This is a genomic window from Mesorhizobium sp. M1006 (assembly GCF_040318825.1).
Taxonomy (GTDB): domain Bacteria; phylum Pseudomonadota; class Alphaproteobacteria; order Rhizobiales; family Rhizobiaceae; genus Mesorhizobium.
Map to the genome: position 1 here is coordinate 1 of NZ_JAMYMZ010000072.1, position 21,511 is coordinate 21,511.

Below are 21,511 nucleotides of genomic sequence, written 5' to 3' on the forward strand. Positions count from 1 at the left end.
TCCACACCCCCAGCCCCCGCGTCCCCCCGACCGGGCGAAACAGCACCCCCCATCGGCGAAAAACCCGCCCCGCCCCCCGGGCCTGCGGCCGCCGCGGGGGGACAACCTCAACCAAAGCGAAGGAGAGTAACCATGCAGCTTGCCCACATCCCCTTGGATCGGCTCAACATTTCCGCGCTCAACATGCGCCATGGAAAACGCGCGCCCGACATTTCCGACATCTTGCCATCCGTGCGTGCGCGCGGCGTGCTGGTGCCTCTCCTTGTGCGGCCGAACGGCCAGCCGGAAACCTTCGAGATCGTTGCCGGCAGGCGGCGCTATTTCGCCGCGAAATCGCTTGCCGACGAGCGCGGCGAAGGCGATCCCTTGCCCTGCGCCATCATGGAGGACGGTGACGACGCCGATGCGCTGGAAGCCTCGCTGATCGAAAACCTCGCCCGCCTTGATCCTGACGAAGTATCGCAATGGGAGACGTTTTCGCGGCTCGTCAGGCAAGGCCGCACCGTTCCAGACATCGCTGCGACCTTCGGCATCACTGACCTGAAGGTCAAACGCATTCTGGCGCTTGGCGACCTCTTGCCCAAAATCCGCGAAGCCTATCGCCGCGAGGAGATCGACGCCGAGACGGTGCGCCATCTCACCATGGCGTCCAAGGCGCAGCAGAAGGACTGGCTGGCACTCTGTGCCGATCCCGATCAATACGCGCTGCGTGGCTTTCAATTGAAGCAATGGCTGTTCGGCGGCCAGTCGATTTCCACCAAGATGGCGCTGTTTGCCATCGACGAATATCCCGGCCTGATCACCTCGGACCTGTTCGGCGAGGACAGCTATTTCGCCGATGCCGACTTGTTCTGGCAAAAGCAGAACGAAGCGATTGCCGCCAGACGCGACACCTATCTCAACGGCGGCTGGAGCGAGGTGGTGCTGCTGGGACCGGGCCAGTATTTCCACCCATGGGACCACGAGAAGACCCCGAAGAAGAAGGGCGGCAAGGTCTTGATCGCGGTCACGTATCGCGGCGAGGTCGAGTGTCACGAGGGCTGGCTGTCACGCAAGGAAGCCCGCCGCGCCCGCGAGGGCGGTGAGCAAGAAGAAACAGCCGCCAAGCCGCCGCGCCCTGAAGTCACCGGCCCGATGCAGAACTATGTCGATCTGCATCGCCATGCCGCTGTGCGCGCGGCCATGCTCGACCATCCCGCCGTGGCGCTGCGCCTCGTGGTGGCGCACGCCATCACCGGTTCCGGCCTGTGGCAGGTGCGCCGTGAGCCACAGCGCGCAGTCAACGAAACGGTGACTGCCAGCCTTGCCGGCTGCAAGGCCGAAGCTGCATTCGGCAAAAAGCGGCGCGAGGTGTTGGCCCTGCTCGGATCACCGGATGAGGATGGTGGCGTGGTCGCCGTCAATAGCGACGCCTTTGCTATCGCCGGCGTCTTCTCGCGCCTCTTGGCGCTGTGCGACGACGATGTCATGCGCGTTCTCACCCTTGTCATGGCCGAGACGCTTGCAGCCGGCAGCGCCGTCATCGAGGCGCTCGGCAACCATCTGAACGTGGATATGGGCGCATGGTGGGAACCGGACGATGCGTTCTTCGACCTCTTGCGCGACAAGGAAATCGCCAATTCGATGCTCGCCGATGTCGGCGGCAAGCTGGTCGCGGATGGCAATGTCGCCGAGAAGGTCAAGACGCAAAAGAAGATCATCCGCGACTTCCTGGCGGGCGAGAATGGCCGCCAGAAGGTCGAAACCTGGCTGCCGCGCTGGATGAAATTCCCGGCCGAAAGCTACACCAGCCGCGGCGGCTTCCGCACCGCCGATCAGTGGACACAAGTGCAGCCGCTGTTCGTGCGCGAATGAACCGATCAGCCTCAAGCGGCGGTTCTCTCGAGTGCCGCCGCTCAGATCGCGCGCGCCGCTCCGGGCCGCGCCGGCTGCCGATTGGTCGTCTTGTCGAGCCAGTGCCTTGCGCGAGAAATCCCGACGCCAACTCGCCCCCATTTCGGCAGCCCTGCACCGCGCCGGGTTGCTTGCCGAGGCGCTCCGCGCATGGCCAATTACCGATCCGGTTGGCGACAGAGCCCCCGCAGCCAGCGCCCTGTAATGCCGCCTGCTCGTTTGTGTCATCGGATCGCGCCACCTGTCTCCATGTGTCTCAGGAACCATTCCCCTGCGGCTGGCTTGACGACCTATGGGCGGATCCGGCCCGCCCGAAACCCTCGCCAGCAGCTTTTTTCCCCGCCGCCTGCGGCGGCTTCCTCGCGCCGCTTCGCTTCAAAAAAGCTGTCCGCTCGGGTCCTCCGCTATCGCTGCGGCCGTCCCGGTTCCGGCGGTCCGGACGCGCCCATCACGGTCCGCCATCGCAGGGGAATGGTCCCCGGCGAGCACCAAAAGGAGACTAAAAATGACCGCGATCGGATACGTCACCAAACAGGAAAACGGCGGCTACAAGGGCCAGCTCAAGACGCTCAGCGTGCGCGCCGACATCGACATCGTGCCCAATCAGGCAAAGAGCGCCGACACCCATCCCGACTTCCGGGTGCTGACGCAAGGGGTCGAAGTAGGGGCCGGCTGGATCCGCACCGGCGAGACCTCCGGCAAGGACTATGTGAGCCTGTCGATTGCCGCCCCGGAGTTCGGTCCGCGCAAGCTCTACGCCAATCTCGGCCGCGCCGCCGGCCAGGATGACGACGACACATACGCCATCATCTGGAACCCCGTCGACTGAACCGCCAGCCTCGAGCCCCGCGCCGCAACCGGCGCGGGGCTCTTCTCAAGAAGGGGCGGCGAAAACTCGCCCCCCACTCTTCGCCCGTCCCCAAAACGATCTCGCTCGCCGATCCTCGCCTTCGCTTGTCCGTAACGAAACGAGGACCATCATGGACGACGAAAACGAACGCGCGGCCCGCGCCAAGAAGGGCAGTCCGTTTCTCAACACCGCGCAGGCCGCCTTCTATATCGGGCTGTCCCAGCGCACGCTGGAGAAGATGCGGCTCAAGGGCGGTGGCCCGCAATTCCGTAAGCACGGCCGCTATGTCCGCTATCACATCGACGAGCTCGACGACTGGTCGAAGGGACGCGCGCAGGCGACCAGGCCCGAGGATGGCGGGCACGATTCCGGCTCGGCCGGTGAGGGAGGCCGCTCATGAGCCGGCGTCACACTATCCGTCTGATCGGCAGCCATCTGCGGCGCATTCGGGCGCGCAAGACGATCGCCGTGGCCACAATAGGCCTCGGCCTGATCGGCTTCGCCGCTTTCGACAACCCATCGCCCTGGCTGGTGTGGAACGCCTCGGCCAGTGCGCCGGTCGGCCTCTATCGCGTCGCGTCCGGATCACCGGCTCGTGGCGATCTGGTGCTCGTGCGCCCGCCAAAACCGGTCGCCGATCTCGCCGCCGAACGCTTCTATCTGCCGAGCAATGTGCCGCTGGTCAAGCGCCTTGCCGCGCTGCCTGGCGAGCATGTCTGCGCCTTCGGCGACGCCATCATCATCGGCGGCGAGATTGTCGCGCGCCGGCTGGCAACCGACACGCAGCACCGTCCGCTGCCTTGGTGGAATGCCTGCCGCAAGCTCGCCGCCGACGAGTTTTTCCTGCTCGGCAACGATAGAAACCGCTCCTTCGACAGCCGCTATTTCGGGCCGGTGCCGGCCGAAAATATTGCCGTGAGGCTCGTGCCGCTATGGACCGAGTAACCCTCCTGATGCTCGGCATGGTCGCGATAGCGCCATGCGCCTGTTCCGCCGCGACCGACGCTCACCCGGCCGCCATCTCCCGTGGTCCGCAGCTGGCAAGATGGCAGCACTACGTAGCTGAGGCAAGCCGGCGTTTCAGCATTCCACAGCCCTGGATTTATGCCGTCATGGATGCCGAAAGCCGGGGGCAGACAAAGCTGAATGGACGGCCGATCGCCTCACACGCCGGCGCCATCGGCCTCATGCAGGTGATGCCCGGCACCTACGAGGAGTTGCGCGCAGAGCTTGGCCTGGGAGCCGATCCGCACGACCCTCGCGATAACATTCTGGCAGGCACTGCCTATCTGCGCGCCATGTATGACCGCTTCGGCTTTCCCGGCCTGTTTGCCGCCTATAACGCTGGGCCGGACCGCTACGAACAGCATTTGCAGCGTGGGCGACCGCTGCCCAGCGAGACGGTTTCGTATCTGGAAGAGCTCAAGGCGGCGGGGATCGCGGCCGCCGACATGGACGCGTTCACCGGCAAATCCCGTTCCGGAAAAGCGCCGGAAATCCCGTCCGGGCAGTCGCTGTTTTTCCTGCGAAACGGTGTTTCCGCGACCGATCCGAATGGCCAAATCGTGGTGCCGCTCGGATCGGAGCGAGCAAGGTCAGGCCGGCCGGATCGCAGGTGAGGGCAGGGGTACCGTGGGTCGGGCAGGGAGGCAGGGAGGCAGGGAGGCAGGGAGGCAGGTCCGCGGAAGGCAAGATAAAGGCATCGCCTCCTGGAGGCGGCGAAGTCTTTGTCTGCACATCGTTTTCCACGGAGGCTGTTTCCTGTGTCAGGAGAGCCGATGAGCGCAAATCGCTGATTTCGCTAGAGATTGATCGGAGGCTGCGATGCAAGATGAAGAATTCAAGCCGAGGCTCGGCAAAATCGGCTCGCGCGGCTCGAAGGCAGGCAAGCGCTTCGCCGGCCAAGTCCGCGCCGCGATCAATCGCGCCGGCGGCAGGACCGGCCGGGGCGGCCGCTTCACGGGAAGCCGCATAGGGCGCGGCGGGGCGGCGGCCGCGGTCCTGGGAGCGCGCGATCGCCATGCCGCCTTCCGCCAGCGTCGGGTGATGGTCAAGGCGCGGGTTGTGAAGCTGGCCGGCAAAGGGGTTGAAGCAGCGCGTGCGCACCTGCGCTATCTGCAACGCGACGGCGTGACCCGTGAAGGCGAGGCGGGCGAGCTTTATGGCGCCGACAGCGACCACATCAATGCCAAAGACTTCCTCGATCGTGCCGACGGCGACCGCCATCAGTTCCGCTTCATCGTGGCCCCGAAAGACGGCATCGAGTATGACGATCTCAAGCCGCTGACGCGGCGCCTGATGGCGCAGATGGAGGAGGATCTCGGCACCAGGCTCGACTGGGTCGCCGTCGACCATTTCAACACCGGCCGTCCACACACCCACATCATCGTTCGCGGCAAGGACGATCGCGGCGAAAACCTCGTTATCGCCCGCGACTACATCTCGTCCGGCCTGCGCGAGCGCGCGGCCGAACTGGTCAGCCTCGATCTTGGTCCGCGCACCGACCGCGAGATCGAGGAGCGCCTGCGCCGGGAGATGGAGCAGGAACGCTTCACCAGCATCGACCGGCAGCTGCTGCGGATGGGCGATGATAATGGATTTGTCTCGCCAGCCAGCCGCGACGCCTTTCGCCAGACGCTGCACCAGGGACGCCTGCGCAAGCTCGAGCGGATGGGCCTGGCCGAGGAGGTGGGCTCGGGCCGCTGGCGCCTCGATGGCGAGCTTGAAGCCACGCTGCGCCGCATTGGCGAGCGCGGCGACATCATCAAGACGATGCACCGTGAGCTCACCGGCAAGGGGCTCGCCCGCAGTGCCGCCGACCATGTTGTCCACGATCGATCCGAAGCGCCGGCCGCGCCTATTGTCGGCCGCATTGTTGCCCGCGGCATTGCCGACGAAATCCGTGACCGGCATTACCTCATCGTCGACGGCGTGGACGGGAAAATCCATTACGTCGACATCGGCAAAGGCGAGGCGACGGAACCGATGCCCGACGGCTGCATCGTGCGTGTGACACCGAGAAATACCGGGCCAAGGCAAGTCGACCGCACGATCGCCGACATCGCCGCTGCCCACGAGGGTCGCTACTCCATCGACGTTCACCTCAAGCATGATCCGGCTGCCACCCAGCGCTTTGCCGAAACCCATATCCGGCGGCTCGAAGCGATCCGCCGCACGACAGGTGGCGTCGAGCGCGAGCCGGACGGGACATGGACTATTTCGCCGGATCATCTGGACCGCGTATCCGACTATGAGCGCCAGCGGGCCAGGGCCGAACCGGTTGTGGTCGACAAGCTCTCGGCCATAGCGCTGGAGCGGCAGGTTGGCTTTGACGGCGTCACCTGGATCGACCGAGAGCTGGTCTCCTATCGGCCTGAGACCTTGCGCGACTCCGGCTTCGGCCGTGACGTCCGGGAGGCGCTGGCCCGCCGGCAGCACTGGCTGATGGCAGAAGGCCTTGCGCATGATGAACAGGACCGGATCGTCTATCGCGCCAACATGATTTCGATCCTGCGCCAGCGGGAGCTGAACCGGATTGCCGGCCAGCTTTCAGATGAACTCGGCCTTCCCTATGCCGAAGCGCGGTCTGGACGTCGAATTGAGGGTACGCTGCGCCAGTCGGTCGAGCTCGCCAGCGGCAAGTATGCTGTCATCGAAAAATCGCGCGAATTCACGCTGGTTCCGTGGCGGCCGGCGCTCGATCGGCAGATCGGTGAGAACGTGTCCGGGATCATGCGCGGGGAGGGGATTTCTTGGACGATCGGACGGCAAAGGAGCGGGCCTGGCGTTTCGTGAAAGCCGCAGCGGCACCAAATACGCTGTTCAAACATAACTAAGGCGACCGCCCGCAGAAGCACGATCGCCCATCGCGTGTGATACGATCGCGGTTCCTTGTTGAACTCGAGAGGGCCGGGCGCAAGGACGGGCGCAAGGAAGCGTCGCAGGCGTGCGAATGCTGGACCGGATTTGAATGCCGTGGCAGCATCATGATCAACGAAATGGGGGTGAAAAAATGTTGTGCTGTTCCTACACAGGACCTGTCAATGCGGGTGCTCGTCGGCGGTGGGGGAACTTGATTTCGCCTTCTGCGATCACTTCTTTCACGATAAAAGCGAGGCAGCGGCTCTGATTCTCTTTGAATAGCCGAGGCTGCTCTTTTTCGGGTTCATTTTGCAGAGGGAACAATAGCCAAAGAAGATCATCCGAAATTTTCATCAATATTGATGGGGTCCATATTGAAGCGACAAGCGAAAGCATGACCGGTGCGGAGCTGAAGCAGCTCGCCGGCAAGGACCAGCAATATCAGTTGTTCCTCGAGGGGCACGGCCATGATGCCGATCGGCAGATTGGGGACAATGAGGCTGTTACGCTCAAGAATGGAATGCACTTCTACACTGTTCCTCCGGCGACGTTTGGCTAATGTCGATCCTCGAACGTCACTTTCAGGATATCAGCAAAAAGCACCCCAACGCGACCCTTGAGCTCCAGTCCGGAGGTACGGCAGTGGTCAGCGTGCCGGCTGTGCAGCTTCCAAAGGGCTGGAACCGCGCCGAGGTTGGGATAAAGTTCGTGGTGCCTGCGGGCTATCCGCAGGCTGCGCCCGATTGCTTCTGGGCCGAGCCGGCGCTCGCCCTCGAACACGGTGGAACCCCGCAAAACACCGGGCAACAGGCCACCCCGGGAGTGCCCTCGGAGTGGCTGTGGTTTTCCTGGCATCCGTCTACCTGGAAGCCCAACAGCGACAATCTGCTTACCTATTTGAATGTAATCCGGCGGCGGCTCGGCGAGGCGCGATGAACCGTCTGATGTTCCGGGGTGGAGAATGGACGGCTCTTCGCGATGACCTTATCGCGCCTGCCCCCTTGAAACTGCTGCTGCGTTGATCGTTGGCGGTGGTCGTTTCGAAGGCGGGATGAGGTTGATCGTTAGAGAGATCATTCGCCCGGCTCCGGACGACTATATCGCCCGCAGCCCGATAGAAGTCTCATTGACTCCCATGTTCCTGTCGAGCGTGCTCAAACGCGCGCGTCTGGAGCGAGCGGGCGTAATTCTTGCGCATTCGCATCCTGTGCAACGCAGACTGGCGTTCTCATTGGTCGACGACGCAGCGCAGCAACTCTTGGCTCCGGTGCTGCATTTTCGGTGCCCGCAAGGGCCGCATGGATTCCTGATCGCGGGGCCGACAGGATTTCGTGGCCGCCTCTTCGATATCAAAGGCGAGACCACATTCACCATCGATCGGATACAGGAAATCGGGCGCAGTGTTCGATCTTACCCAACTGAGACTGATGCGGAAGATCCGGCCCCATTGCCGGAAGTGTTCGACCGTAATGTGCGAGCGTTCGGCGCCGCAGGGCAGCGGATTCTCAACGATCTCACCGTGGCGGTTGTCGGCGTAGGCGGCACCGGTTCAGTGGTCGTTGAGGAACTCGCACACGCTCCGATCCGTATTTCGTCGGCCATTTCGAGCCGCAGCCGGCCGTGATCTCACTTAACGCAGCAACCTCTTCCATGGCCGTCTCGATGTTCCTTTCGGCAGTGATCGGGTTTCCTGGGGAGGCGCGGCATCTTGTTGGGCGGCCCATTGAAGGATCGGTGCGGCCTGTCAGTTCAAGATCAGATCCGACCTGCGTTGTATGTGCTCAGGACAATGCCCTGGCCAAAGGAGACAGTTGGCCCATGATTTGGCGCCAACATGAAAGCTGAAGAGCGCACGACCGTTTTGGTTGACGGAGGTTCCGTGAACCGACGCCTTTCTCCGCCCGGCGACTTGCCGTGAAGCCGCTTGTGTCCCTTTCTGATCTTGATGACGGAGGCGCCCGGGCGTTGATCGTGCTCGCCGGTGCCCTGCCGTCGGACGAGGGCCGATTGGATTTGGTCAAGCGTCTTCGACGCCTCGCCGCTTCGTCCGCACAGCGCGGCATACTCGTCATTGTCGTTACGAAACGGGGCGAGGAAGCGATTGGACAGGCGGTGGCGCGTTCAGGCGCAGGCGTGTTGGCGCAGTGGCAAGAGCATACTGGTGTGGTGCTGCGGCAGCTCGCAGTGCTTCCAGACTCTGACTGGGATAACATTGCCGAGACCTGCGCACGATGCCGGTGCGGCCCTTCCCTGAACAGCAGCCTGGCGATCCGCGACAAAAATGGGAATGAGCTGCCGACGCCTCTGCTACCCGAACTGGAGCTTCTGTTCCGTCGCGCGTTTCACGACTACTCGGGCATCCTTATTTCCGAGGAGAATGGTGGCAAATCTTCTTCGTCCGTCTGGAAGGTCGAGACGGAAGGCCTGGAGCAGCACACACCTTTCATCGTCAAGTCAGGCCCCGCGGCGGTGATGGAAGAACACATTAATACGTACAGGGACGTGGTCGCTGACCGCGTGCCATATCGCGGATGCGCCCCTTTGTGCCTGGATCGTTGCGTTGTGGGATCTGAGCACCAGCTTGCGGTCTCCCGCTTCGTCGAGAATGCCGTCCGCCTGGACAAGGTTATGATCAACCGCGATGTGAAAGAGCTCATCCAGGCGATCTATCGAACTGTGTTGGGTCGTTGGCGAAAAGACCCCGAAAGAAAGAGACTAGACCTTCTGCAGGAGTTTCTACCTGCGGCACGGCATGACGCATATCTAAGGCCTTGAGCGCACCTAGGACAAATTGACCAAGGAGAGGCACGCTGGCGCTTCGCCACGAAGCTTTTTTGTTCGTCTCGCTGGACTGCAGGCTGAGGAGCATCCGGTGTGTCGCGCTCACGACGACCTCAATTTGCGCAACGTGTTCGTCTGCGGCGGCGACGCGGAAGCGGTTCTGATCGACTTCACGCGGGCAGCTCGACGTCCTTTGTCCCACGACGTCGCCCGCTTGGAAATGGGGCTTGCGTTCGACGCGGAGTTGCAGGCTGATCAACCGCTGCCCGAACAAGTGCTCGAAGATTTTTATTCCGGAGATCTCTTCGCTATGTCGCTTAAACATCTCCTGCAAGGCAGAACGGCCCAGTATCGGCTCAACGCGATCGTGGCGTTGCGTACGACCATCCTGGAAGAAGGTCAGTCCCATTCGTTCGATCTGAGGCGCGAGTATACAATCGCGATCTGCGTCGGGCTGCTCTATTATGCCAAAGGTAAAAGCCCGGATGCGGCCATTGCTTACAAGTGCGCGGTGGACCTTCTGGATCGCGTGACAAATCCTTCGCTCTGGTAGGTCGGGAGTTCGGTTGGGTGCTCAAGAAAACGCACGCGGTACATTTCAAGGGCGCGGTTGAACGTCAGTCCGAAGCCACCGAGCAGGTGGATAACCCCGGAGACGTTGCACTTGTGGAGCGCGGAGTTCCGCGGTCCCTTGTCATGAGATGCCCCGATGGATGCGGAGACATACTGACGGTTAACCTCGACCGTCGTGCCGGGCCGGCCTGGCGCCTTTATCAACGCGAGGGCGGGTTGACCCTTTTCCCTTCTGTGTGGCGAGACACTGGATGCGGGGCACACTTCATCGTCTGGGACAACGTCATCCATTGGACCAACGATGCCTGGATCCTGCGGCGCAATTCATCACTCGAACGTGCTGTCGAAGGTCGACTCACTGACGAGCTTCGTTGATATTGCGGCAGCGGTGGATGAAGTGCCTTGGTCGGTTCTCGACGCATGCCGGTCATTGGTCAACTCGGGGATCGCTGTCGAAGGAACCGGCGCCGAGCGGTCCAGCTTCCGCCTGGCGAGTGATAGCGTCCAAACCTCACGGCCCAGGAAAAGGCATTGGTAATCAGCCGTGCGACCGGCCGCCTAGTACTACAGTTGCAATTGATGTCAAATCATGATTCATCTCAGGCGTTTAGCTTGAGGAGAATCTGGAATGTCTGTTTCGGACTGGGCTGGATCCGGGATTGGTTGGGAGCGGGAACTGACGGCATTGAAAGGCCGGCTTTGTTCGGTATTCCGTCGCTCGGAGGCGCGCGCGAGCTGCGGTGCGTTCATCGACGGTCTTTTGTCGGGGATTGAGCGCAAGACCGGCTGGCTGCTGGCCGAACAGGCGGGCCTAGAGAGGCCGTGGCGGATGCAGGCGCTGCTTGGCCGCTCGCATTGGGATTGCGAGATGATGCGCGCTGTTGTTTTTGACTATGTCATTGAGGCGCTTGGCGACCGATCGGGTGTGCTGGTTGTCGATGACACCGGTTTCCTGAAGAAAGGCCAGCATTCGGTTGGAGTCGCGCGGCAATATTCGGGAACCGCCGGCCGGATCGAAAACTGTCAGGTTGGCGTGTTTGCCGCCTATGCCAGCCGTTTCGGCCAGGCACTCATCGATCGGCGGCTTTACTTGCCGGAAGCGTGGGCCAAGGAGGAGGCGCGCCGCAGGGCTGCGCATATTCCCGAAGACGTGGCATTCGCGACCAAGCCGGCGATCGCGCGCGCCATGTTGGCCGATGCGCTCGACAGGGGTGTGCCGTGCGCGTGGGTTCTGGCCGACGCAGCCTATGGCGGGGATTATCAGACCCGGCGCATGCTCGAGGAGCGCCGACAACCTTATGTTCTTGCGATACGGTCCAATCATATCTTGCGCATGCTGACCGATCAGGGGCTGCTGCAGACGGATCCGAAAGAGATGGCCGAGGAACTCGCCGCCGAGGCCTGGCAGGCGCTTCCGGCGGGTGAAGGCGCCAAGGGCCTCAGGCTCTACGACTGGGCACGCATTGCTCTGCCCTATGTCGTGGACGAAGGCTTTGCCCGCTACGTCCTCATCCGCAGGAGCCGCTCCGATCCGCATGCGCTTAGCTTTTATCTGGTGTTCGCGCCCGCGGACGCGACGCTTGTAGAACTGGCCGGCGCCGCGGGCTTGCGCTGGACGATCGAGGAATGTTTCCAGCGCGCCAAGGACGATCTCGGTCTCGATCATTGCGAAGCCCGCTCATGGCACGGCTGGCACCGTCATATGACGCTGGTCATGGCGGCAGCCGCTTTCCTGGCCAAACTCGGCGCCGACTTGCGCCGTTCGGCTCTCGGCAAACCGAACGAAACGAGTCCAAAGTCAGCAATCGCAGCCTGACGCGCAAAATCGCTCTTATCCCCACCGTCGCCGAAATTCGAACGTTGATCATGCGCCTCATCAGGCGAAAGCTTCACAGCCGTGCCTTCATTTTCGCCTGGTCGCTTTGGCGACGACGGCATCAAGCCCAGGCCATGATCGCTCACTACAAGAAAAGAGGTCATATGCAACTGTAGTACTAGGCTAGAGCGAGAGTGGGACTTATTGGATCATCTCAACAGCCTGGCGGACCCTCGATCTTCAGCGTGCCAGGGCTGAACCTGTGATCGTCTGCAAGTCATCTTCAGGACTGCTGGATGTTAGATCAGCTCGCGGCGGCGCTTGATCGCCACCATGTGCAAGCAAGTCCCGGGCGTTGTGCAGTGAGAGGGTATCCTGGAACATCTGTCGACAAGGAGCCGCCCGAGCGTTTCGTAATGGCGGCGCGGCGTGGAAGAAGGTACTGCACGTCTCATAGAAGCCGTCTCACCTTCGAACCGCCGTGGCAGCCCTTAAAACCGAACGTTAATGGGTTTCGAACGACAGTAGTTCGTCAGGAGAGGGCAGCTATTTGGGCACTGCCTCTGGCGCTGGCTGCCAATTGCCTTATCATTAACGGGAAACAGCGCCGTATTGGGGACGAGTCGAGCGCGGAAGGTAACGGATAATGGCGCGAACCGGCATCGCACGGAAGGATGACGATCTTAGCTTTTCCAGCGATCGTGCCTCGCTGCCGCTTCAGGCGCTTGTTGCCGAGGCCCGGGCCCAACAGCAGAACGGAATCGCTGAGCGAATAGTCGACGCGATCGACGCAAACCGTAGGAAGAGGTCTAATGCGTCGAGAGTGCGTGGATACGCCATCCCACCAGAGCTGAGCGATGTACTTGTCGAGCTCAGGCCGAACCGTAGGCTCAAGGATCTCGTCCTGCCTCCGGAGACGTCGGCAGAAATCCAGGAATTTATTGACGAGTACGGAGAGATGGGACTGTTGAGATCCCACGGTCTCGAGCCTCGGCACAAGGTCCTGTTGGTCGGGCCGCCGGGAACAGGCAAGACCAGTCTGGCCGAAATCCTCTCGCACGAGCTGCGGCTGCCGTTCTACGTCGTTCGGTATGACGGACTTATTGCGAGCTATCTCGGCGAGACCGCCTCTCGCCTTCGCAAGCTAACCGATTTTGTCGCCGGGCAGTCCTGCGTGGTGTTCTTCGATGAGTTCGACACGGTTGGCAAGGAACGTGGCGACACCCAGGAGACCGGAGAGATCAAGCGCGTGGTAAGTTCGCTGCTACTGCAGATGGACTCAATACCGACCAACTGCGTCATTGTCTGCGCTACCAACCACCCAGAACTCCTTGATCGGGCCGTATGGCGGCGCTTCGAGCTTCGAGTGGACGTGCCACTTCCACGTCCACAGGAAATATCCCAGTGGTTCTATCGACTCCAAAAAGATTACGGCAACTCTATTGCTTTTATTGAGGAAAAGTTCGTACGCACATTGAACGGCCTGAATTTCTCGGATATCGAAGCGTTCACTTTGGACGTGAGAAGGAAGGTCGTTTTGTCTCGCGGAAAACTTGCCGCCGACCAAGCGTTGCTTGAAGGTCTGGCCAAGCTCCGGCGGAAACGGTCGATTCAGGGGGAGACTGAAGATAGCAGACCGTCCGATCATACGGATTCGCCGAAGCGAAAACGTGCTCAAGCGCTTAAAGGGGGGCCGAAAGGCTCGATTCCCGAGGGCTCGCTCCTCTGAGGAACAATCCAAGAGGCTGGCTCCGGGCATCGCCCTCCTAAAGGAATCACTAGAAGCTGGGGCAACCACGAATGCAGCGTTCGCTTCTCCCGAACGGGCCTTGGTGTTCGAGACCATCGGTCCGATCGAGCGGTTCATCTCCGCCGCTGAGCAGCTGGGATTCGAGTGGCTGACCGAGGACTACGTCGGCTCCGACCCCGACCCTGTCACCGATGACGATGCGGACCAGGACGACGCGGGAGATGCCGACTCCGCTATGTCTCGCCTCTACCTCACCATGCCGACCGAGAACGGCATGCGCCAGCTACTTGCCATGTGGCGGCGGTTCGAGTCGAAGCTATCGCCTCGCGAAGACGAAAAGGATTGGTGGAAAATATTCGGCTACCTTTCCAAGATCCGGGTGTGGAATGCTTCTGACAGGATTGAACCGGCCACCCAGTTCTTCATCCACCGCCGTCTCGCGAAGGATCCGCTGGCGCCGGTACGGCTTGAACTCGATTTGTGGTTCCACGAGAACGAGGAACTCCGCAAGAATGCGAAGCAGGCGCTCGAGGGCATCCTTTCTGCGGTCGGTGGCAGAATTGTCGATTTCGTGACGATCGAGCCCATCCGGTACCAAGTGGCACTGATTGAGGTCCCGGCCCAACAGGCTAGCGCGATCAGCTCCCGCACTGGGCGCTTGGCCAATGCCGACCCGATCATGTCGATCCGTCCCCAGTCGCTATACGCCACCAGGCCTCTTTCAGAGCCGGACTCTGCGGTGACTAGCCTGCGTGAGGGCGCAAATGACGGACTGCGTCCCGCCGTGGCCGCGATCCTGGATGGATATCCAATGCAGAACCACGGCCTTCTGGCGGGGCGGGTGGATGTCATCGAGGTTGACGTGCCGAGCGCCTCGGTTCCCGTCGCTCGGCGATATCATGGTACTGCGATTGCTTCCCTGATCATCCACGGCGATCTAGCAAATGGAGAGGCGCCACTGACGAGAAGCCTCAAGGCGGTTCCTGTCCTGGCCGCACCACAGCATCTCAATGACGAGCGTACCCACCAGGACCTTCTTCCTATCGGCGTCATCTATCGGGCGGTCTTCGCCCTGAAGGAAGGGCACGAGCACGCTGGGCCGGCGGGGCCGGACGTCCTGATCATCAATCACTCGATCTGCGACGCAGAAGGGCCTTTCGTCCGTCGGCCAACTCCCTGGGCGCGGCTGCTTGACTGGCTATCGCACAAATACGGCATTCTGTTCGTTGTCAGCGCCGGAAATATAACAGCACGGTTTCCCTCCGGATATCCGGACCAGGCATCGTTCAACGCGGCTTCTCCCCTCGAACGACAGATCGCGCTAATTCGTGCGGTCGAGGCAAGCAAGGGCATTCGCGGTCTGCTCAGCCCTGCCGAGGCCATGAATGTCCTAAGCGTGGGTGCCGTGCATGCGGACGGGGCGGGCGCCTGCCCTTCGGACACTATTGACCCATTCGCGCCGATTGGCGTTCCAAATCTCGGATCGGCAATCGGCCCTGGGATCAACCGTTCACTCAAGCCGGAAATTGTGGACATTGGAGGTCGGCAGGTCGCAAGGGCGGCCGATCACGCCGATGGCCACCTTGTCTGGCCGGACGAGATTGGATACATTGGCCTGGAGACAGCAGCACCCGACCCTTCGGCCGGATCTGTTACGCGTACCCGTCGCTCGACCGGAACGAGCAACGCAGCAGCTCTCGTAACGCGTTCGGGTATCCAGATTGTCGACGCTCTTGAAGAGGTGCTGGCCGAAGATGGGGTCAGCCTGCGGGATTTCAAACGGGCGGCTCTTGCCACAAAAGCATTGCTGGTGCATGGCTCCCAGTGGGGCGATGCCGGTACCTTGCTGGACGCCTCCTATCCACCGCCGGGCACGAAACAATGGCGGCGGCGCAGGGCAACGGTCACGAAATTCCTAGGATACGGCAAGCCGACGGTCGAGCGGGTGATATCAGGCGCGGTCAACCGTGTCACCCTGCTTGCGGATGATGAGATCAGCCACGAGCAGCTTCACGAGTACCGCATTCCAATCCCAACCAGCATGATCCGCTCAAGGGAGATCCGTAGGATCGCGATGACGCTCGCATGGCTGCCCCCGATCCATTCTACCTCCATCGCCTATCGGGGTGTGATGCTGGACGTCGTCGACCAGGACGGAAAGCGTAAGTTCTGGCGAGGTGTGAAGACGATCATGCAGCCCCATCCAGATGATATAAGGCGCGGAACCGTGGCGCACTTCATCCTTGAGGGAAGCAATAGCACTGTCTTCATGGACTCCAGCGGGCTGTTCATTGGAGTCCAGGCGCGCGCTACCCACCGGAATTTCCAGCAGGCTGCGGTGCCCTATGCGCTCGCGGTGACGTTGGAAGTCGGGGCTACCGTGCTGGAGGACATCTACGCCTCCGTTCGCGAAGCTATCCGGCCAAGGCCGCGCGTTCGTGCTTGAAAGGGGACCGAATGGAATTCAACAAATCAGATTGCATCGGAGAGAAGCATCCTTTGGAGATCGCCGCCTATCTGGAGGAGATCGGCGACCATGAAGCGGCTTCCCGCTTCCATCAGCTGGGGGCTCGAAGTCAGGCGATCAGCGTTCCCTTCTTCACCAACGACCAATGGGCCAATACTGGCGCGGCGATCGGGTTCATTCCTGAGAATGGATCTTCGGCAGGAGATAGACTGGACATCGTTCACGCAACGTCGATGGCGCCCGATGAAAAGCTCCAAGGCGCAAGTTTGAAAATCACCCTCGATCGGTTCTACGTTCACAACTATCCGGGCTCCGGCCGCCATGAGATCCTGTGCGAATTTACGGGGAAGAACCAGGCTGGGAGCAAGTCGGAGGAGATGCGCTTTGCGTTGAAGACCATCGCCACTGACGGCAGCGCAGCCCCGTTGCTAAGCTTGCCCATCTTCGTCGGAGTGAACGTTGGCAACGACGGCCTGAGCTTCGAAGGGCGCACCATCAACGTTCGCAGCGGCGGAACCGACATGCTGGTGGAAGCGCTGGATAACTCTGCTTTCAAGGAAGGGCTATCGCTTCTTACCACCGCGCAGCCCGTGCTCGTGCCCTTCGTTCAGCTCGCTAAGGGCGTTGTTCGTGCGATCGAGAAGCAAGGCAACAACCGGCCTGTCTTTTCATTCGGTCTGGGCTTGGATTTCTCGAAAACCGCCACTTCCGCCAAATTGCGTTTAGGCTCATATGTCGTTGTGCAGACAAATGAGGTCGGCTGGAATTGGAGCGATTTCGTCTTTAGCAGGCAGAGCGGAACTGTCGCTCCCAAGCTCAGCGGCGCTCCCCCGATCGCTCTCAATTACATGATCTTTGGGGTCACACGAGCCGCTCAAGCAGCGCCTTGAGCGTCGAGGGGGACACATGGTTCAATCCAGCAAAGTCCCAGAATCGTGTGAGAAGCTGTGCTCGATCATGTCCTATGATGACTTTATTGACGGATTTGGCAAGACGGGTTTGAGCGTCCGAGAATTCCCATCTCTCCTCGGCAGGAAACCCAATTTCATCTCCAAGAGTCGCAAACTTGACGAGGTGCTGGACGATCTGGGGGTCATCGCCACGTTGCCGGCTGAGCTGCCTATCCTCGATATTCACGTCAGCCCGGTTTTCGCACGAGTAGATATCGGCTAAGAAGGCAGGCGGCGCGGCAGCCTCGGGAAGTTCGGTGGCGACAAACAGAACTGCCATAGTCGGGTGCATAGGAATTGCACCCGATCTTACACGCACACGGACGCAGCCCAGTGCTCCTTGGCAGTGCGCGAGCCTTACCAAAAAGCCATATGGCGCTGGGGCTGCTGTTTATCACAGGCTTGTTCAGCTTAAGGTCGGTCGATCACTGCGTGATAGCCATGACGTAGGCGCCGCAACGATTCGTCGAATCGTTGTTGATCGGACCCCAGTGGCGTTAACGGCTGGTCTGGTCCTTTGTCGGCTCGCTCCTGCTAAGCCATTCCACAGCATAAAAGCCGCGGATGATCCTCCAGCCAAAGGATTGCCTTGATGCAGGGCGAACTGTTCGAGCCTCCGACCATGCTTCTCCGAGAAGCTGTGCTGGGTCGCAATGGTGTCGTTCCGCTCATTGTCATTGGGTGCGGCCGAAAGAAGCGCCAAGAAGCCGCCCCCGCAGATCAGCTCTATACCTCGGACCGATTCAAAAGTTGCATCAATCTTGTTCGATCGCTCGGGGCGCCGTACGCAATTTTGTCGGGCAAACACGGGATCGTCGCGGGCGAGATGATTATCGCGCCGTATGATCTCAATCTCCCCGATCTGCCTGAAGCCAATCAACGCGATTGGGCTGAGCAGGTGCTTGATGCACTTGCTGCTCGTGCCGAAAGCAGGCAGGTGACGCTGCTTGCTGCTAACGAATACAGTATGCCGTTGCTCGAGCTGAACAGAGCTAGGGCCTCTCCGTTGGATATCGTCGCGCCTTGGTTGGGCCTTGGATACTCTGACCACGTCATTTGGCTAACGGAAGCAAAACGAATGGCCGCAAGGATACAGGACCTGGATCGGCTCTATGATTGGATTGCTGAAGAGCGTATAGCGGACCGTGTGTTCTCGTTCAGGGAACTTTCGTCGAGATCCGTACCAAAACGCGGGGTCTATATATTCTTGGACGGCGCCGAACGGAACTTCCGAGGCGCTGGTTACCGAGTGGTGCGGATCGGTACCCACGCAGTTAGCGCTGGCTCGCAGGCCTCTCTGCGGGGTCGATTGCGCAATCACCTAGGACCTTCCAGTCAGATCGGCAACCATCGTGGCTCCATCTTCCGTCTGCACATTGGTAGAGCGATGCTGGAGGCCGGCCCCGGCCATGGCAGCCTTCCGACTTGGGGTGAGGGTCAGGACGCGCGCCCCGAGGTGAAGAGTTTGGAGATAGCGCATGAGCTTGCGGTCTCTCGGTATCTTCAGGGTTTAGAGGTGGTTCTGCTCGAAGTTGATGACGAACCTAGCAAGGAAAGTTTGCGCGCTAAGGTTGAGATGCAGCTGATTGCACTGTTGAGCGAATCGATGCGCATAATTGATCATCCCAGTCCTGACTGGCTCGGCCTCAAATCTCCCGTAGCGCAAATCCGCAAATCTGGACTATGGAACATTCGTGGGGTGGGGGGGAAATATGATCCAGCCGCAGCGGGCTCAATCGCCTCGATATTCGAGGTCTGAATGATGGTTAGTAATCTTCATGCCGCCATCGCGCGACAACCGCGTCTCCCTCGATTTTTGTGCCACCTCTACCAGAGGCTGAGACTGCAACGGCTGAACCTGGTGACCGGAGCCGGGATTTCAATCGACGCCAAGGTGCCTGGATGGCAGGATCTATTGAAAAGGCTTGCGGAGATTCAGGGCGGCCTCCCTGATGATTTAGCAGCACACGTTGCGGCGGGGGTCCAACCTGAATATCTCGGACAGATCATCTATCATCGCTTTAGAGGGGCATGTCCTGTCACGGAGCCGGCAGAGCTTAGGTCCGCGACGGTCGAATATGAATGGGGCGACGCTATTCACAAGGCGATCTATGAGAAAGTCCCGCAAACAATCGCCGAGGTTATACAAACGCATCCCTATCTCGCACAGCTGCGTGATCTTTCTCGCAAAGTATCACTCGTAATAAATTTCAACTTCGACGACCTCCTGGCTGATGCGATAGGGGAGCAAGTAAAGCAAAGCGCTTTTGGGAGCGAGTCCGGTAACGCCCTAAGCGTCACTTGGCAACCGCCTCTTACGGATCGAGGGAATCTGACGACAGTTTATCACGTCAATGGAATATTGCCTCGTGTCAGTCTTAAGAAGCGCAGCCCTCAACTGATATTCACGGAAGATTCTTTCGCGGATGCTCGTGCACGTTCCCCGGGTGTCAGTTCTGAGTATCTGTTTCTTCGCTTTGTTCAAAACACAATGCTGTTGATTGGTCATTCGCTTGCCGACAGCTCTCTCAAAAATTACCTACGTCTCAACCGTGATAAGAGCCCAGCTAACCATCACTATATGATATACTGGATCATGGAAGAAGGGGCCCTATCAGAGGCGCGAAGGCAGGACGTATTCGAGGCCAATCTCGAGCTCTATAACTTGGTAACGATATTTCTAACGTCTGCTGAGATCGGAGATTTTCTCGAGATCCTTAATTTTGATGAAAGAGGATTCAGTGAAACCGTAGAAACGCTTGGAGAGGATCGGCGCTCTCGGTATCACTATTACATAGTGGGGCCTGTCGCCTCTGGGAAATCGACATTGCTTGAGCAATTGCGATGCTTTCATACACACGAAGAATGGACACGGCCACCTCCTCGTGAAATGTATATGGCGTCAAGTAAGATCGGTGAAGAGCAGCAGACAATTATCGATCAATTCATATATTCGGAACTGAAGGAGAAGAATCGTCGTATGCATGCGGCGACGGCGGGGCTTCATTTTATGGATCGTGCCCCTTTGGATCTTTATGCCTTCTCTAAAAGCGATGACGAGAACAAGATAAAGTCTCATGCATTGCGCGATCTAGTAACTCGCGATCAGCCTCTTCAGAAAGGAGAGATCATATTTATTGAGGCCGACTCCAAGACGCTAGTGAAGCGAAATATGGCGCGAGGTCGCCCTCCGGAGGAGGCGGGCAAGCAACCCTATTTTGATGCACAGACTATGACCCTCAAAACGATCTACAATCCGTCGTTTGTCCTCTCAACTGATGAGAACAGTCCGGGTGACATTGCTCGCAAGGTGGCTCGGCATGTTCTATTTGAGGAATATGAACCGACCGAGCTCAACACGATTATTGCGCGCTATGAATGATGCTCGAATGTCCATGCGTATCTATCTGGCAGCCCCGCTATTCAATGACATTGAGCGCAGCTTCAATGAGCGGCTGACAAGCCTTCTTGAGCCTATGGCGCACGTTTTTCTTCCCCAACGCGACGGAAAGCTCATGCGCGATTTAGTGGATAGAGGGATGCCATTGGAGGCTGCGAGGCAATTGGTGTTTGAGGCGGACATCAATGCCATTAGAAGGTGCGATTGTATCGTTGCTGTACTGGATGGTCGAACGATTGATGAAGGCGTGGCATTTGAAATTGGCTACGGTCGTGCGCTCAACAAGTTGTGCCTCGGTCTCAAGACCGATGATCGAACATTGCTACCCTCTGGCGACAATCCTATGATTGTTGCAGGATGTAAGAAGATATTTGCTAACACCATCGAACTAGTTGCTTGGTTACGCGGGGGATTTCTCTCCGCACGCGACGCAGGTTGAAGGGGGACACGCCACCCGGTCATGATCGCGGGGTGTTCGTCGACCCGCAAAGAGACTCATTGCGTTGCTTCAGCAATTCCTCCAAGTTGAAGACCCCGCTTGGCCCCATTTCCCGGGCGCAAGCTGCCGGCAGGCCATGATCGGCTTTGCTAGCGAGGCGTAAAAGAAGGCAGGAGTGGCTTTTCGGGTACGCCTCCGGCGAGGGCCGCCTTGCGCGAGCATGGAACGGTAGCGAGGCTGCGCTCTTAAGGTTGTCCTTTCGAGCGTAGTTAGCAGCACAGCATGAGCCATGTGACGTTATTGACCGGGCTTGAGCGTCGTCGTCGTTGGCGTGAAGAGGATCAGTGCCGGATACTGGCCGCGGCATTCGCGCCCGGGTCCACGGTGGCGGCGGTAGCGCGTCAGTACGATGTCGCGACCAGCCTGATCTATAAATGGCGCCGCACGGTGAGAGCGCCCTTCCACCACTGGCGCAGCAACAAGAGCAGGTCTTGCGACAGCATGGCGTTGCGATATCGCCCGCCTTTTGCCACGCTCGACGCGCAACAGCATGCGCTCGCTGTCGACGTCAGCGACCTTCAGCGTCGACACCTCCGCCACGCGCAGCCCTGCGCCATAAGGGACCGACTGCGCGGCCTGGTGCTTGGTAAGCGGGCAGCTGAGGCCGTTCAGCGCTGGTAATTCCATGGCATGAGGGCGTCGATATCGCTGTTTGGCCAGCCATTGGCAAT

21 protein-coding genes are annotated in these 21,511 nt (G+C 59.9%); 20 read left to right on the plus strand and 1 reads right to left on the minus strand.

All coding sequences use genetic code 11. The annotated features are described in order from the left end of the window. Positions 1–132: 132 nt before the first annotated feature. The 16 genes from NKH60_RS32360 to NKH60_RS32435 all read left to right on the plus strand — a co-directional run bounded on the left by NKH60_RS32360 (position 133) and on the right by NKH60_RS32435 (position 16,881). The gene (locus NKH60_RS32360; RefSeq protein ID WP_352874720.1) at positions 133–1,854 is read left to right on the plus strand and encodes a ParB/RepB/Spo0J family partition protein; all 1,722 of its coding nucleotides are present in this window, start codon (positions 133–135) and stop codon (positions 1,852–1,854) included. Positions 1,855–2,398: 544 nt separating this feature from the next. Continuing rightward, a complete protein-coding gene (locus NKH60_RS32365) occupies positions 2,399–2,722 on the plus strand; it encodes a DUF736 domain-containing protein (RefSeq protein WP_023672372.1) in 324 nt (107 codons plus the stop codon). 151 nt (positions 2,723–2,873) lie between these two features. Then, a complete protein-coding gene (locus NKH60_RS32370) occupies positions 2,874–3,143 on the plus strand; it encodes a helix-turn-helix transcriptional regulator (protein WP_352593330.1) in 270 nt (89 codons plus the stop codon). Further along, the gene (gene lepB, locus NKH60_RS32375; RefSeq protein ID WP_352874722.1) at positions 3,140–3,688 is read left to right on the plus strand and encodes a signal peptidase I; all 549 of its coding nucleotides are present in this window, start codon (positions 3,140–3,142) and stop codon (positions 3,686–3,688) included. The genes NKH60_RS32370 and lepB overlap by 4 nt, the downstream gene beginning before the upstream one ends. After that, on the plus strand, positions 3,676–4,362 hold the full coding sequence (locus NKH60_RS32380) for a lytic transglycosylase domain-containing protein (protein WP_352874723.1): 687 nt from the start codon (positions 3,676–3,678) through the stop codon (positions 4,360–4,362). The genes lepB and NKH60_RS32380 overlap by 13 nt, the downstream gene beginning before the upstream one ends. A gap of 205 nt (positions 4,363–4,567) precedes the next feature. Further along, positions 4,568–6,538, plus strand: coding sequence for a relaxase/mobilization nuclease RlxS (rlxS, locus tag NKH60_RS32385; protein ID WP_352874724.1), 1,971 nt, complete (start codon positions 4,568–4,570; stop codon positions 6,536–6,538). A 460-nt stretch (positions 6,539–6,998) separates the two neighbouring features. Then, positions 6,999–7,163 carry a multiubiquitin domain-containing protein gene (locus tag NKH60_RS32390; protein WP_352874725.1) on the plus strand — a complete coding sequence of 55 codons (165 nt, stop codon included), beginning with the start codon at positions 6,999–7,001 and terminating at the stop codon, positions 7,161–7,163. Further along, positions 7,163–7,540, plus strand: coding sequence for an E2/UBC family protein (locus tag NKH60_RS32395; RefSeq protein ID WP_352874726.1), 378 nt, complete (start codon positions 7,163–7,165; stop codon positions 7,538–7,540). The genes NKH60_RS32390 and NKH60_RS32395 overlap by 1 nt, the downstream gene beginning before the upstream one ends. Positions 7,541–7,655: 115 nt before the next feature. Continuing rightward, positions 7,656–8,228 carry a hypothetical protein gene (locus NKH60_RS32400; RefSeq protein ID WP_352874727.1) on the plus strand — a complete coding sequence of 191 codons (573 nt, stop codon included), beginning with the start codon at positions 7,656–7,658 and terminating at the stop codon, positions 8,226–8,228. Positions 8,229–8,518: 290 nt separating this feature from the next. Beyond that, positions 8,519–9,379: a hypothetical protein gene (locus tag NKH60_RS32405; protein ID WP_352874728.1), complete on the plus strand. Its 861-nt coding sequence runs from the start codon at positions 8,519–8,521 to the stop codon at positions 9,377–9,379. Positions 9,380–9,395: 16 nt separating this feature from the next. Next, entirely contained in the window at positions 9,396–9,938 is a 543-nt protein-coding gene (locus NKH60_RS32410; RefSeq protein WP_352874730.1) for a phosphotransferase, read from the plus strand. Positions 9,939–10,024: 86 nt separating this feature from the next. Beyond that, positions 10,025–10,333 carry a ubiquitination-like system serine protease family protein gene (locus NKH60_RS32415; protein ID WP_502907804.1) on the plus strand — a complete coding sequence of 103 codons (309 nt, stop codon included), beginning with the start codon at positions 10,025–10,027 and terminating at the stop codon, positions 10,331–10,333. Between the two features lie 253 nt (positions 10,334–10,586). Next, complete coding sequence (locus tag NKH60_RS32420) at positions 10,587–11,774, plus strand: IS701 family transposase (RefSeq protein ID WP_352848992.1); 1,188 nt, start codon at positions 10,587–10,589, stop codon at positions 11,772–11,774. Positions 11,775–12,420: 646 nt separating this feature from the next. Further along, complete coding sequence (locus NKH60_RS32425) at positions 12,421–13,503, plus strand: AAA family ATPase (protein WP_352874731.1); 1,083 nt, start codon at positions 12,421–12,423, stop codon at positions 13,501–13,503. Positions 13,504–13,606: 103 nt separating this feature from the next. Next, positions 13,607–15,970: a S8 family peptidase gene (locus NKH60_RS32430; RefSeq protein WP_352874732.1), complete on the plus strand. Its 2,364-nt coding sequence runs from the start codon at positions 13,607–13,609 to the stop codon at positions 15,968–15,970. 11 nt (positions 15,971–15,981) lie between these two features. Beyond that, on the plus strand, positions 15,982–16,881 hold the full coding sequence (locus NKH60_RS32435; RefSeq protein WP_352874734.1) for a hypothetical protein: 900 nt from the start codon (positions 15,982–15,984) through the stop codon (positions 16,879–16,881). On the opposite strand, the gene NKH60_RS32440 is transcribed toward NKH60_RS32435, so the two are convergent. Continuing rightward, positions 16,853–17,221, minus strand: coding sequence for a hypothetical protein (locus NKH60_RS32440; protein ID WP_352874735.1), 369 nt, complete (start codon positions 17,219–17,221; stop codon positions 16,853–16,855). The genes NKH60_RS32435 and NKH60_RS32440 overlap by 29 nt on opposite strands. 312 nt (positions 17,222–17,533) lie before the next feature. Between NKH60_RS32440 and NKH60_RS32445 the strand changes: the two genes are divergently transcribed. From NKH60_RS32445 to NKH60_RS35245, 4 genes are all read left to right on the plus strand, one after another. Continuing rightward, a complete protein-coding gene (locus NKH60_RS32445) occupies positions 17,534–18,700 on the plus strand; it encodes a GIY-YIG domain-containing protein (protein WP_352874736.1) in 1,167 nt (388 codons plus the stop codon). Then, positions 18,701–20,323 carry an SIR2 family protein gene (locus NKH60_RS32450; RefSeq protein ID WP_352874737.1) on the plus strand — a complete coding sequence of 541 codons (1,623 nt, stop codon included), beginning with the start codon at positions 18,701–18,703 and terminating at the stop codon, positions 20,321–20,323. 7 nt (positions 20,324–20,330) lie between these two features. Beyond that, the gene (locus NKH60_RS32455; RefSeq protein ID WP_352874738.1) at positions 20,331–20,780 is read left to right on the plus strand and encodes a nucleoside 2-deoxyribosyltransferase; all 450 of its coding nucleotides are present in this window, start codon (positions 20,331–20,333) and stop codon (positions 20,778–20,780) included. A 282-nt stretch (positions 20,781–21,062) separates the two neighbouring features. Continuing rightward, complete coding sequence (locus NKH60_RS35245; protein WP_502907803.1) at positions 21,063–21,461, plus strand: transposase; 399 nt, start codon at positions 21,063–21,065, stop codon at positions 21,459–21,461. The last annotated feature ends 50 nt before the right edge of the window (positions 21,462–21,511 follow it).

What these genes read in the sequence shown, in the direction of transcription:
- NKH60_RS32360 (WP_352874720.1), top strand. Translation starts at nt 133, where the DNA reads ATGCAGCTTGCCCACATCCCCTTGGATCGGCTCAACATTTCCGCGCTC.
- NKH60_RS32365 (WP_023672372.1), top strand. Translation starts at nt 2,399, where the DNA reads ATGACCGCGATCGGATACGTCACCAAACAGGAAAACGGCGGCTACAAG.
- NKH60_RS32370 (WP_352593330.1), top strand. Translation starts at nt 2,874, where the DNA reads ATGGACGACGAAAACGAACGCGCGGCCCGCGCCAAGAAGGGCAGTCCG.
- lepB (WP_352874722.1), top strand. Translation starts at nt 3,140, where the DNA reads ATGAGCCGGCGTCACACTATCCGTCTGATCGGCAGCCATCTGCGGCGC.
- NKH60_RS32380 (WP_352874723.1), top strand. Translation starts at nt 3,676, where the DNA reads ATGGACCGAGTAACCCTCCTGATGCTCGGCATGGTCGCGATAGCGCCA.
- rlxS (WP_352874724.1), top strand. Translation starts at nt 4,568, where the DNA reads ATGCAAGATGAAGAATTCAAGCCGAGGCTCGGCAAAATCGGCTCGCGC.
- NKH60_RS32390 (WP_352874725.1), top strand. Translation starts at nt 6,999, where the DNA reads ATGACCGGTGCGGAGCTGAAGCAGCTCGCCGGCAAGGACCAGCAATAT.
- NKH60_RS32395 (WP_352874726.1), top strand. Translation starts at nt 7,163, where the DNA reads ATGTCGATCCTCGAACGTCACTTTCAGGATATCAGCAAAAAGCACCCC.
- NKH60_RS32400 (WP_352874727.1), top strand. Translation starts at nt 7,656, where the DNA reads ATGAGGTTGATCGTTAGAGAGATCATTCGCCCGGCTCCGGACGACTAT.
- NKH60_RS32420 (WP_352848992.1), top strand. Translation starts at nt 10,587, where the DNA reads ATGTCTGTTTCGGACTGGGCTGGATCCGGGATTGGTTGGGAGCGGGAA.
- NKH60_RS32425 (WP_352874731.1), top strand. Translation starts at nt 12,421, where the DNA reads ATGGCGCGAACCGGCATCGCACGGAAGGATGACGATCTTAGCTTTTCC.
- NKH60_RS32435 (WP_352874734.1), top strand. Translation starts at nt 15,982, where the DNA reads ATGGAATTCAACAAATCAGATTGCATCGGAGAGAAGCATCCTTTGGAG.
- NKH60_RS32440 (WP_352874735.1), bottom strand. Translation starts at nt 17,221, where the DNA reads ATGGCAGTTCTGTTTGTCGCCACCGAACTTCCCGAGGCTGCCGCGCCG.
- NKH60_RS32445 (WP_352874736.1), top strand. Translation starts at nt 17,534, where the DNA reads ATGCAGGGCGAACTGTTCGAGCCTCCGACCATGCTTCTCCGAGAAGCT.
- NKH60_RS32450 (WP_352874737.1), top strand. Translation starts at nt 18,701, where the DNA reads ATGATGGTTAGTAATCTTCATGCCGCCATCGCGCGACAACCGCGTCTC.
- NKH60_RS32455 (WP_352874738.1), top strand. Translation starts at nt 20,331, where the DNA reads ATGTCCATGCGTATCTATCTGGCAGCCCCGCTATTCAATGACATTGAG.
- NKH60_RS35245 (WP_502907803.1), top strand. Translation starts at nt 21,063, where the DNA reads ATGAGCCATGTGACGTTATTGACCGGGCTTGAGCGTCGTCGTCGTTGG.